Annotated in this window: 11 protein-coding genes and 1 other RNA gene; all 12 read right to left on the bottom strand. The window is 51.5% G+C overall.

Going from position 1 to position 11,363, the window contains the following annotated elements:
• Nucleotides 1–307: 307 nt before the first annotated feature.
• A complete protein-coding gene (locus tag N7E73_RS10530; protein WP_432734646.1) occupies nucleotides 308–1,192 on the bottom strand; it encodes a 4-hydroxybenzoate octaprenyltransferase in 885 nt (294 codons plus the stop codon).
• Nucleotides 1,193–1,224: 32 nt separating this feature from the next.
• Nucleotides 1,225–1,668 (bottom strand): DMT family transporter, encoded by a 444-nt coding sequence (locus N7E73_RS10525; protein WP_432734645.1) that lies wholly within the window; start codon nucleotides 1,666–1,668, stop codon nucleotides 1,225–1,227.
• 348 nt (nucleotides 1,669–2,016) lie between these two features.
• Complete coding sequence (gene tyrS / locus N7E73_RS10520; RefSeq protein ID WP_432734644.1) at nucleotides 2,017–3,285, bottom strand: tyrosine--tRNA ligase; 1,269 nt, start codon at nucleotides 3,283–3,285, stop codon at nucleotides 2,017–2,019.
• A gap of 97 nt (nucleotides 3,286–3,382) precedes the next feature.
• Nucleotides 3,383–4,171, bottom strand: a complete 789-nt coding sequence (locus tag N7E73_RS10515) for a TIGR00282 family metallophosphoesterase (RefSeq protein WP_432734643.1) — start codon at nucleotides 4,169–4,171, stop codon at nucleotides 3,383–3,385.
• Between the two features lie 242 nt (nucleotides 4,172–4,413).
• Nucleotides 4,414–5,970, bottom strand: coding sequence for a ribonuclease Y (rny, locus tag N7E73_RS10510; RefSeq protein ID WP_432734642.1), 1,557 nt, complete (start codon nucleotides 5,968–5,970; stop codon nucleotides 4,414–4,416).
• Nucleotides 5,971–6,167: 197 nt separating this feature from the next.
• Nucleotides 6,168–6,350: non-coding RNA, 6S RNA (ssrS, locus tag N7E73_RS10505), on the bottom strand.
• A gap of 37 nt (nucleotides 6,351–6,387) precedes the next feature.
• Entirely contained in the window at nucleotides 6,388–6,636 is a 249-nt protein-coding gene (locus N7E73_RS10500; RefSeq protein ID WP_432734641.1) for a cell division protein ZapA, read from the bottom strand.
• Nucleotides 6,637–6,710: 74 nt separating this feature from the next.
• Nucleotides 6,711–6,887, bottom strand: coding sequence for a hypothetical protein (locus N7E73_RS10495; RefSeq protein ID WP_432734640.1), 177 nt, complete (start codon nucleotides 6,885–6,887; stop codon nucleotides 6,711–6,713).
• A gap of 31 nt (nucleotides 6,888–6,918) precedes the next feature.
• The gene (gene glmU / locus N7E73_RS10490) at nucleotides 6,919–8,301 is read right to left on the bottom strand and encodes a bifunctional UDP-N-acetylglucosamine diphosphorylase/glucosamine-1-phosphate N-acetyltransferase GlmU (protein WP_432734639.1); all 1,383 of its coding nucleotides are present in this window, start codon (nucleotides 8,299–8,301) and stop codon (nucleotides 6,919–6,921) included.
• Between the two features lie 314 nt (nucleotides 8,302–8,615).
• Nucleotides 8,616–9,044, bottom strand: coding sequence for a F0F1 ATP synthase subunit epsilon (locus N7E73_RS10485; protein WP_432734638.1), 429 nt, complete (start codon nucleotides 9,042–9,044; stop codon nucleotides 8,616–8,618).
• Nucleotides 9,045–9,058: 14 nt separating this feature from the next.
• Nucleotides 9,059–10,462 (bottom strand): F0F1 ATP synthase subunit beta, encoded by a 1,404-nt coding sequence (gene atpD / locus N7E73_RS10480; RefSeq protein WP_432734637.1) that lies wholly within the window; start codon nucleotides 10,460–10,462, stop codon nucleotides 9,059–9,061.
• Between the two features lie 17 nt (nucleotides 10,463–10,479).
• Nucleotides 10,480–11,355, bottom strand: coding sequence for a F0F1 ATP synthase subunit gamma (locus N7E73_RS10475; protein ID WP_432734636.1), 876 nt, complete (start codon nucleotides 11,353–11,355; stop codon nucleotides 10,480–10,482).
• Nucleotides 11,356–11,363 lie beyond the last annotated feature (8 nt).

Raw genomic sequence — 11,363 nt, 5'->3', positions numbered from 1 at the left:
TGTAATCTTAAAACTGCAGCCACACGCTCACATCCACCTCCGGGAACGCACAACCTTCATCCCGGCGTCAACACTGAGTATACTGGCGGCAGAAGGACTTCAATTCAAGCCTCCAACCTGATACCTTATCGATAAGTACACCTCGCACTTCCAAACCTAATAACTTTGCAAAATAATGTCGACACGTTTCTTCACACGACTGTAACACCTGTTGATTTATATTAAATAAAACGCCATCCGGATATGAATAAAATAAAAAAAGGGCCGCTTTAAAGCGGCCCGATGGTCTAACAATCCGAATCATCAACTAGATAAAGAGGTCCGCAAGTGTTCCTACGAACAGAAGTACTGAAATGACTCCATTCAAGGTAAAGAAGGCCATATTGACCTTGGTCATATCGTCAGCGGAAATGACCTGATGCTCAAATATCAGGATGCCGCCCACAACAGCAACAGTACTGAAGTAGATCCATCCCATACCTGCGGAAAGCCCTGCAAGCAGGAAGAATATCACTGTGTTGACATGGCTGAAAGTGGACACCGTCAGCGCCTTATGCAATCCGAGATTTGCAGGAATTGAGTTGAGCTCCCGGGAACGGTCGAACTTGCGATCCTGAGTGGCGTAAAGGATGTCGAAACCGGCAACCCAGAAAAGAACTCCGCAGAAAAACAGCAGGGCGGTCAGCGAAAATTCTGGTTTGACGCAGAGCCAGCCCGCAACAGGAGCAAGGCCCAGCACGGAACCAAGCACGTAATGGCAAAGCGAGGTGAAACGCTTGGTCAGCGAATAAAAAGCGGACCAGAACAGCGCAAAGTATGACAGCTTGTAGCAAAGCTCGTTCATGCCCTTACAGGCAAAGACAAAAATTACCGCACAGACAACAATAAAACAGAAAGTGAACAGCGGGCTGAGTTCGCCGGTAACCAGCGGCCGAGTACGGGTGCGCGGATTTTCGCTGTCAATATTGATGTCGAAAAGCCTGTTGACCGCCATGGCAAAGGAACGCACTGCCACCATAGCCACTGTCAGCAGAACGAACGGGACCCAGCCCGGCCATCCGCCCGAAGCCAGAAAAAAACCCATATATGCAAAAGGCAAAGCGAAGATCGAATGCTCAATCTTGATCATGCGACAGACAAGAACAGTATTATCCAGCAGCAATTTAATATACTTGCGCAAAATATCCAGCACAACCCCACTCCTTTCAGATCGAATCAGTTCAGCTAAAATTTCTCAATAAGAACAGCACCCAAAATAACCAGCACAGCCCCGGCAATACGTGCGGGAGAGGCCTCACGCACGGCATAACCTATGATACCGTAGTGGTCCAGCAGAATGGATGCCACCATCTGTCCTGCAACCATCCAGCACATCATGGTCCCAGCTCCAAGGACCGGAGCCACAACAACAGCTGCGGCAACGAAGAACGCCCCCATGAATCCTCCGGTCCACATCCACCATGGCCCTTTGAAGACAGTCTCAGCATGGGGAACCGGTATGCGCATGAAATAAGCATAGGCGAGAAGCGTCAGCGTCCCCACTGCAAAGGAGACAAATGCCGCAATCACGGGATCACCGACAAAGCCGCGCAGCTTAAGGTTGACCCCGGCCTGCGTCGGTGCAAGTGCTCCGAACCAGAATGACATGATGATATAAAATAAACGCATGGATTCCCCTTTATCAAAATTCAATCACTGGATGCCTCCGGGGCTTAACCCCTTTTGCAAAAGGGGTTAAGCATCCCAAAACCTTTTACCACGGCTTCGCCACGTTAAAGGAAAACCGCCACAAATAAAACCGCACTGTCCATACTAAGACAGTGCGGTTAAAACTTACATCTCAGAATGAAACCTTCGGAGATTTGATTCTTTCTTTTGCTCCACTAAGACTACGTTTTCAAGCAGCAACTTACCAGAAACAATCAGGATTCCAAAGGGCCGCGGGCCCTTTGGCCGCCGGGGGCAGAATCAAATCTCCAAAAGCGCGCAGCGCACCAAAATCAACTCCGAAGAATCCTATTTTACGGTAACCAGCCCATAGTTTTTCTTACCCTTGCGGAGGAGCAGGCATTTGCCGCCGATGAAGTCGGCCTCGGTCGGGACGTAATCAAACTCGGAAACACGTTCGTTATTGAGATAGAGTCCGCCGCCCTGAATATCCTTGCGGGCCTGTCCCTTGGACTTGGCCATTCCGAGATCGATAAGGATCTGGGGCAGGTCGGGCAGCTCGTTCCTGGCATATTCCACGCCGGGAGCGGCTTCCATTGCCCCGCGCAGTGTGGGGGCGTCAACGGACATGATGTCGCCCTTTCCGAAAAGGGCTTCGGTTGCGGCCAGCACCTTCTCAAGCTCTTCCTTGCCGTGGATCATGATAGTGGTTTCCTCGGCAAGACGCTTGTGTGCCTCGCGCAGGTGCGGGGCTTCCTCATGTTTCTTTTCCAGTTCTGCGATTTCATCCTGAGTCAGGAAAGTGAAGTATTTCAGGAACCGGATAACATCACGGTCATCGGTATTGATCCAGAACTGGTAGAAAGTATAGGGAGAGGTCATTTCGGCGTTGAGGTAAACGGCGTTGCCCTCGCTCTTACCGAACTTCTTGCCCTCTGCGGTAGTGATGAGCGGGAAGGTTACTGCATAACCTTCACCCTGTGCCTTGCGGCGGATGAGTTCGCAGCCGGCGGTGATGTTGCCCCACTGGTCACCGCCGCCGATCTGAAGCTGACAGCCCTTTTCCATGAACAGGTGATAGAAATCATAGCCCTGCAGAATCATGTAGCTGAACTCGGTGTAGGAAATACCCACATCGTCACGTCCAAAGCGGCCCTTTACGGATTCCTTGGCCATCATCCAGTTGATGGTGAAATGCTTGCCGACGTCACGCAGCATTTCAAGGAAGGAAATGCCTTTTGTCCAGTCGTAGTTGTTAACCACGTCTGCCTTCTCGCCGGTATTGCGCTCACAGAAAGCTTCAATCTGGTTCTGGATATTTCTGGCCTGAGATTCAATTTTCTCTTCGGAGGCCAGTTCCCTTTCCTTGTCCTTACCACTCGGGTCGCCGATACGCCCGGTTGCACCGCCCAGCAGGAACAGGGGATTGTGTCCTGCCCGCTTCATACGCACAAGACAGAGCAGCGGAACAAGGTTGCCGATGTGCAGGCTGTCGGCGGTGGGGTCGAAGCCGCAATACATGGTCTGACCGGGAGTATCCAGATACTCGCGTACCTTCTCTTCGTCAGAAACCTGATTGACCAGCCCCCGCCACTTGAGTTCATCGTAAATATTCATGGTTGAAACCTCTTTATTTAATTTTAGCCTGCATAGGCTTTATTGGTATTTTTCCGCGATCTGCCCTGAGCCTTAGTCCGACATAAAAAGCACGGATTTAGACAGTCATAAGCCCTGACTTCCATGCCTCAATGGAAAGAGTCCTTCCCGACTCCCTGTCGACTTCAAGCAGAACTCCCTGCAGTTCAACCGGCCCGCCGGCCACCTTCCACTGCTGGGGAAGTCCCGTGACAAAACGCTTGATCACCGGCTTGGGCGTAAGGCCCAGACACGATTCAGTCGGGCCGCACATACCGGCATCAGTCATGAATCCGGTCCCGGAGTCGAAAATTTTGGCATCATTGGTCTGCACGTGGGTATGCGTGCCTATGATCACGCTGGCCCGGCCATCAAGATAGCGTCCTAGACACTGCTTCTCGGATGTCGCCTCCGCGTGAAAATCAACAAGGATGATTTTCACTTCGGGATCAATCTCCTTGAGAACACGGTCAGCGCATTTGAAAGGGCAATCCGCGGGACTCATAAAGGTGCGCCCTTGCAGATTTAAAATCGCAACCGGCACTTCATCATGAACTCTGAAAACAGTCCAGCCCTTTCCCGGAGCCCCCTGCGGCACGTTTGCGGGACGCACGATGCGCTCACAGGTATTCATGAATGGGTAGAGGTTCTGATATTTCCAGATATGATTGCCGGAAGTCAAAACATCAATCCCGCAATCAAGCAGATCACGTGCGTTCTTGATTGACAGCCCGATCCCCTGAGAAGCGTTTTCCCCGTTGGCGATAATCATGTCCAGCTCAAGAGAACGGCGCAGTTCCCCCAGCTTTGCAGCAACAGCCTTGCGTCCGGGCCTGCCCACAATATCACCCAGAAAAAGAATGCGCATACAGCCCCCTTTCAACCCTCGGTATCAAAATCGCAAGGCGCATTGAAAAACATCACACAGGAATACATCTGCAACAATTGCACTATGATCTAAAAACAAAAAAAGGCTGCAAAAGCCAGCCTGTGGAGAAAGGTTCGAGTGCTTAACGCAGGATATCTGGGGGAGCGCAGTCGGGCCTTTATCGGCAGTCTGGCAGGAGGAACGGCCCGGAGGCGGTCCCTCCGGGCCGCAAGTATACCTAACTATTTTGCATAACCTACGGAACGACGTTCGCGGATAACGGTTACGCGGATCTGACCGGGATAGGTCATGTTGTTTTCGATCTTGGTGGCGATGTCCTTGCAGAGCATATGGGTGTTGTCGTCGGAAACACGGTCCGCATCGACCATAACCCTGATCTCGCGACCGGCCTGAATGGCGTATGCCTTGGAAACGCCGTCAAATCCGGTGGCAACGTTTTCGAGCTCTTCAAGACGCTTCACGTAGTTTTCCAGCAGTTCCTTTCTGGCACCGGGGCGGGCACCGGACAGGGAGTCCGCAGCCTGTACAAGGGTAGCCAGAACGGATTTGGGAGGAATGTCTTCGTGGTGAGCCTGAATGGCGTGGATAATCTCTTTGGATTCACCATGCTTCTTGGCAAGGTCTGCACCGATTACAGCGTGAGGACCTTCAATCTCGTGGTCCACGGCCTTACCGATGTCATGCAGCAGCCCTGCGCGCTTGGCGATCTTTTCGTCCATGCCGAGTTCGGCAGCCATGATGCCGCACAGGAAAGCAACTTCCAGAGAGTGTTGAAGCACGTTCTGGGAAAAGCTGGTGCGATACTGGAGCTGACCGAGAAGCTTGACGATTTCGGGGTGGATACCGTGCACACCTACATCGAAGGTGGCCTGCTCACCGATCTCACGCAGTTTGACGTCCATTTCCTGCTCAACCTTGCTGACGATGTCTTCGATGCGGGCGGGGTGGATACGTCCGTCGTGGATCAGACGTTCAAGAGACTGCTTGGCAATCTCACGCCTGAGCGGGCTGTACGCGGACAGAACAACTGTTTCCGGAGTATCGTCGATGATGAGGTCAACACCGGTGGCTGCTTCAAGCGCCCTGATGTTACGGCCTTCACGCCCGATGATACGGCCCTTCATGTCTTCTGAAGGAAGGGTCACGGCTGTTACGGTCTGTTCATTGATGTAGTCGCCGGAATAACGCTGGATAGCCAGGGCAAGAATCTTGCGGGCCTTGCGGCTGCCTTCCTCTTTGGCTTCCATTTCAATGGCGCGAACCATCTTGGCGGCTTCGTGGCGGGTCCGGCTCTCGATTTCAGTCATGAGCTTTTCGCGAGCTTCCTCCACAGTCAGTCCGGAAACTTCCTGCAGCTTGCGTTCATGCTCATCCTTGCGGTTCTCAAGCTCTTCCTTGAGTTCTTCGAGTTTCTTCTCCTGCTTGATCATGCGTTTCTCAAGGGCCAGAACTTCCGACTCCTTGTTGGCTACTTTTTCAAGCTTCTGCTCAAGGCGCTCTTCTTTTTCCTGGAGACGTTCCTCGGTCTTCTTGAGACCGCGCTCCATTTCTTTGTACTCATTTTCCTGTTCTTTCTTCAGAACATATACTTCGTCCTGAGCCTGAAGCCGGATCTCTTTTTTCATGGCTTCAGCTTCTTTGCGGGCTTCCTGGACGATTCGGTCAGCCAACCCCTGAGAGTCGGCCAGGCGTTTGGAATTCACATAGCGGTGCAGGGCATATCCGCCAGCGGCACCCAGGGCCATTCCAAATAAAATCAGAAAAAAATCCCCAAACATGCCATTCTCCTTTTATAGTGACAGGCCTTGCAGACCTGATTTTTCATTGCCGATCATAACAACCGGAAAAGATTATAACAATCTTCAAATGGAGAAAAGAGAACAGACGTGGCTGGAGGAGAGGATAGCTGAAAAGACAGGCGGGACAAATCAGACCGTCAAATTCCGCCAGATGTTTCTAAATCTGGTTCCCGCCGGGGAACCCCGGAGATGCCGTGTTGCCGTATTTGTTAGAACCGGGTCTAACAGGTGGGCGCTGTACCCGGAGTTTCAGGCTTCCCGGTTATACCGGGCATGCACACCACTCCGGCGATACTTGCTCCCTTACTTTCTATATTGGTTCAAAAGCCATAGGGCAATCACGTACTCCCCAGGGAAATTCAGTATATCTTAAAACTCGGCGCAATGCACCGTTTATCACTTCTCTAACAGCGCGTTAATTTTCTCTTCCATCGTTTCGAGCTTGCGACTGAGTTCAAGGTAATCGTCGGCAAGACTAAGTGCCAGACAGGTAAGCAGTTTTTCCTTGCTTACGTCCTGACCGCCCCGTGACAGCTCGCTGAATCTCTCTTCGAGAACGTCTTTCGCGGCTTCAATTCTTTCTTTATCCGCATCGGTCTTAAAGGAAATCTCAAGACCGAGAACAGGCAGTGTATATCGGGGCATGCAGTCTGACTACCATCATCCTCTAAAATTTTATCTGAAGCCGTCCCCCGAAAACAGAGGACGGCAATAAAACCTTACTCGAGAGTGCCTTCAACCTTGTTCAGGAGAACTTCAATGCGACTGCGGACTTCGTCCTTGCGCTGTTTCTCCTGTTCCAGCTCTTCAAGGAGAAATGCATTTTCTTCTTCAAGCTGTTTGATTTTCTGCAACATCTTATCGAAACGTTCTTCCAGTTGAGCGATTATTTCCATAGTCCTACCCTAATACCTTCTCTTTACAAAATCAAGACTTCTTGAAAGTCCGGGGAATGTTGACCTGCCGGCCTCTGGCAACAGCAAGCTCCCCGTCCTTTACATCCTTAGTGATTGTTGATCCGGCACCGATCAATGTGCCCCTGCCAATATTGACCGGCGCAACCAGCGCAGTGTTGCTGCCGATGAACGCATCTTCACCGATTACCGTTTTATGTTTGTTCTTGCCGTCATAATTACAGGTGATAGTACCTGCACCGATATTCGTGCCTGCCCCGATTTCACTGTCACCGAGGTAAGTAAGATGGCTGGCCTTGGCACCTTCGCCCAATACAGCCTTTTTCATCTCAACGAAATTGCCTATTTTGGCCCCTTTCTTCAGCACGGCCCCTGGGCGCAGTCTTCCGTACGGCCCCACCATGCATTCAGGGCCGACATCAGCCTGTTCCAGATGGCTGTATGCCTTGATGTGGGCTTCTTCGGCGATGACACTGTCCAGAATGCGCACATGTGATTCAATAACAGCACCACGGCGGACTACAGTTTTTCCATAAATTTCGCAAGGGCCTGTTATCTCTACCCCGGGCTCAATTGACACATTGGGGCCGACCACAACCGACTCCCAGTTGTAGAGAGTGACGCCGGAATTCAGCAGCTTTTCAGCCATACGCCTGCGCAGAGCCGATTCCGCCTGAGCAAGCTCATACGGACTATTTATCCCCATGAGATCTATGGAATTACCGCAATTTACAGCCGTCACGTTCATGCCACAATCAACGGCGAGGTCAACTAAATCTGTAATATAATACTCGCCGCTCTTATTATTGTTGTTGAGTCTGCTAAGCAGGGATTCGACCGAGTCTATTTTCAGGCAGTAAATGCCGGCATTGACTTCTCCGGAAGCGGGACCGTGTAGGGCTACGTCGTAATCTTTCGCCTCAACAATGGCTGTGACTTTCCCGTTCTGGTCGCGAGTAACCCGCCCGAACTGGCAGGGATCATTAGGGGTAATGGTTATGAAGGATATATCCGGACGATCCCGGTCAACGGAATTCAGAAAATCTCCGACATAATCAGCGCTGATCAGCGGAGTATCCCCATTTATCACAAGGCAGTACTCCCGCCCGCTTTCCTTGATCCTTTCCCAGCCCATCTGAAGAGCATGTCCGGTACCAAGCTGTTCGGCCTGAAGGACAAAACGGTCCTTCATCTCAGGAAAAGCTTTTTCAACATGCTCCGCACCAAAACCGACGATGGTGAAAATATCCTCACCCAGGCTCGGAACCAGAGCGCTAAAGACATAGTATAGCATGGACTCGCCCAGAAGCGTCTTAAGCACCTTCGGCTTATCGGAGTGCATGCGGGTACCTTTTCCCCCGGCGAGAACCAGGGCACAGGCAAATGAATTGACCATATCAACCAATCTCCATGTTTATTACTTGAGACTTGTTAACAGTTTGCCGCTCCTGAGTAAATGCGTAACAAAAAAAACCTCTATTTATTTTTTCTGAATTTTCAGCGGGATACTTGCCCATTATCAGCAAAGGGCATTGTTGTCTTAAAAAATAATCCTGCTCCACAGAGCAATGCAGTCTGACCGTATCAAAAGCTGACTTTCCGAAGAAGCACCGTGCTGTCAAACAGAACAGCCCCAGACAAAAAAAGGAGCAGACTGTAAAAACAGTCTGCTCCAAGATAGCCATGGGGCTTTAAGGCTGAAACTAAGCTCTAGTGAGTGGTAGTCCCGGCCTTCTGGGCCGCATCTTTGCAGCTGAGACGAGCAAGTGCTCTCTGAAGAGCCGCCTGCGCGCGAGCAGATTCGATGCGATCCTGTGCTTTAGCCAAACGAGCCTTCGCTTTTTCCTGAGCTTTTTGAGCCCGAGCGATGTCGATCTCAACGGCCTTTTCAGCAACTTCGGCGAGAATGGTCACTTTATTGTTTCCTACTTCGGCAAAGCCGCCGGAAACAAAGATGTAGTGAGTTTTGGCACCTTCTTTATAGTAGAGGTTGCCTACGCCAAGAGCCGAAAGAAAGGGTATGTGATTGGCCATAATACCAAACTCACCCTCAATTCCCGGTGCGCCGACATAGTCGACTTCCTGGGAAAGGACCTTGCGATCAGGAGTAACGATTTCCAAAAGGAGCTTACTAGCCATAATCGCGTCCTATGCTATTTGTTTTTCTCTTTTTCGATGGCTTCTTCGATTCCGCCTACCATGTAGAAAGAGTTTTCAGCCATGTCATCGTACTTACCGTCGAGGATGCCTCTGAAGCCGCGTACGGTGTCCTCGAGCTTTACGTATACGCCGGGGGTACCGGTGAATACTTCAGCTACGTGGAAGGGCTGAGAGAGGAAACGCTGGATGCGGCGAGCGCGAGCAACGGTGAGTTTATCTTCGTCGGACAGTTCATCCATACCGAGAATGGCGATGATGTCCTGGAGGTCTTTGTATTTCTGCAGAACCATCTGAACTTCACGTGCAGTGGTGTAGTGCTCGGTACCCAGGGTGTTGGGGTCGAGAATACGGGAAGTGGAGTCCAGGGGGTCAACCGCAGGGTAGATACCAAGCTCTGCAATCTGACGGGAAAGAACCAGAGTACCGTCAAGGTGAGAGAAGGTGGTTGCCGGTGCGGGGTCGGTAAGGTCGTCAGCAGGTACGTAAACAGCCTGAACAGAGGTAATGGAACCTTTGTTGGTGGAGGTAATACGTTCCTGGAGACCACCGAGGTCGGTACCCAGAGTAGGCTGGTAACCAACCGCAGAAGGCATACGTCCGAGAAGTGCGGATACTTCGGAACCGGCCTGGGTGAAGCGGAAGATGTTGTCAACGAACAGAAGAACGTCTTCACCTTCAACATCACGGAAGTATTCAGCGATGGTCAGAGCGGTCAGAGCAACACGTGCACGTGCTCCCGGAGGCTCGTTCATCTGGCCGTACACGAGGGCGGATTTCTCAAGAACGCCTGCGTCCTTCATTTCGTGGTAGAGGTCGTTACCTTCACGGGTACGCTCACCAACACCAGCGAAGCAGGACTTACCACCGTGCTGCTTGGCGATGTTGTTGATCATTTCCATCAGAATAACGGTTTTACCAACACCTGCGCCGCCGAAGAGGCCCATTTTACCACCCTTGGGGAAGGGTACGAGAAGGTCAACAACCTTGATACCGGTTTCCAGCAGTTCAACTTTGGTGGACTGCTCGGTGAACTCGGGAGCTGCACGGTGAATGGGCAGTTCTTCTTTACAATCGATGGGGCCGAGTTCGTCAACGGGACGACCCACAACGTTGAGGATACGACCAAGTACGCCGTTACCAACAGGTACGGAGATAGCTTTACCGGTTGCAACTACATCCATGCCGCGGACGAGACCTTCGGTAGCGTCCATAGCGATGGTACGAACAACGTTGTCACCGAGGTGCTGAGCAACCTCACACACCAGGTCAGGTGCGTCTGCGTTGTTCGGGTTGTCGATTTCGACAGCAGTCAGAATGTTGGGCAATTGCCCTTCAGGAAATTCGACGTCAACAACCGCGCCGATAACCTGAACAATTTTGCCTATAACTTTACTCATCAGAGTAACCCCCTATATTATCCTTTCAGCGCTTCTGCGCCGCCGACAATGTCCATAAGATCCGCAGTAATAGCGGCCTGCCTGGTTTTGTTGTAAAGAAGAGTCAGTGTTTCGGTCATGTCATCACATGCCCGGGATGCGTTATCCATCGCGCTCATACGAGCTGCGTGCTCGCTGCAGGAGGTATCCAGCAGTCCGCGATAAACCTGAACATTAACAAAACGGGGCAGGAGCTCTGCGAGAAGGCCTTCTACGGAAGGTTCATAAATGTATTCAGCGGAAGAACCGGAGTCCTCACCTTCTGCATCGTCGGAGACGATGGGCAGCAGGGGAAGAGCGGTGGCTTGCTGAACACCTACGCTAATGAACTTTCCGAAAACAAGATAAACTTCGTCCAGTTCTTCAGCAAGATAGGCGTCAATAATCTTGTTACCGACGGAGCTTGCCAGAGTGAAGTCGAAGGAGCTCATTTCGTCCGCATAGGACTCAGCGATTTCGTACTCGGACTTCCTTACTGCGTCACGGCCTTTCTTGCCCACGCAGTAGAACTTGACGGCCTTGCCTTCAGCCTTTTTTTCCGCGGCCAGTTTAAGGGCCTTATTTATCATGTTAGCATTGAAGCTGCCGCAGAGTCCGCGATCAGAGGTGGTAAGCACGATGCCTACGGTCTTGATCTCTTCGTGGACTTCAAGCAGAGGGTGGACGGAAGAATCCGCTCCCGCTGCGAGGTCACCGAGCATTTCATAGAACTTGTCTGCGTAAGGGCGGAAGCGTTCGATCCGGCCCTGTGCACCGCGAAGTTTCGCGGAAGCAACCATGTTCATGGCTTTGGTGATCTGCTTAGTCTTCTTAATACTGACTATCTGATTCTGGACATCCCTAAGAGAAGCCATCAGTACCT

It is taken from the genome of Maridesulfovibrio sp. FT414, assembly GCF_050916235.1.
Classification (GTDB): domain Bacteria; phylum Desulfobacterota; class Desulfovibrionia; order Desulfovibrionales; family Desulfovibrionaceae; genus Maridesulfovibrio.
Note: the sequence above shows the minus strand (reverse complement) of the source record. Positions and strands in the feature narration are given on the sequence as shown.

Excerpts from the sequence above, each read along its gene's own strand:
- N7E73_RS10525 (WP_432734645.1), bottom strand. The coding sequence starts at position 1,668 with ATGCGTTTATTTTATATCATCATGTCATTCTGGTTCGGAGCACTTGCA.
- tyrS (WP_432734644.1), bottom strand. The coding sequence starts at position 3,285 with ATGAATATTTACGATGAACTCAAGTGGCGGGGGCTGGTCAATCAGGTT.
- N7E73_RS10515 (WP_432734643.1), bottom strand. The coding sequence starts at position 4,171 with ATGCGCATTCTTTTTCTGGGTGATATTGTGGGCAGGCCCGGACGCAAG.
- rny (WP_432734642.1), bottom strand. The coding sequence starts at position 5,970 with ATGTTTGGGGATTTTTTTCTGATTTTATTTGGAATGGCCCTGGGTGCC.
- N7E73_RS10500 (WP_432734641.1), bottom strand. The coding sequence starts at position 6,636 with ATGCCCCGATATACACTGCCTGTTCTCGGTCTTGAGATTTCCTTTAAG.
- N7E73_RS10495 (WP_432734640.1), bottom strand. The coding sequence starts at position 6,887 with ATGGAAATAATCGCTCAACTGGAAGAACGTTTCGATAAGATGTTGCAG.
- glmU (WP_432734639.1), bottom strand. The coding sequence starts at position 8,301 with ATGGTCAATTCATTTGCCTGTGCCCTGGTTCTCGCCGGGGGAAAAGGT.
- N7E73_RS10485 (WP_432734638.1), bottom strand. The coding sequence starts at position 9,044 with ATGGCTAGTAAGCTCCTTTTGGAAATCGTTACTCCTGATCGCAAGGTC.
- atpD (WP_432734637.1), bottom strand. The coding sequence starts at position 10,462 with ATGAGTAAAGTTATAGGCAAAATTGTTCAGGTTATCGGCGCGGTTGTT.
- N7E73_RS10475 (WP_432734636.1), bottom strand. The coding sequence starts at position 11,355 with ATGGCTTCTCTTAGGGATGTCCAGAATCAGATAGTCAGTATTAAGAAG.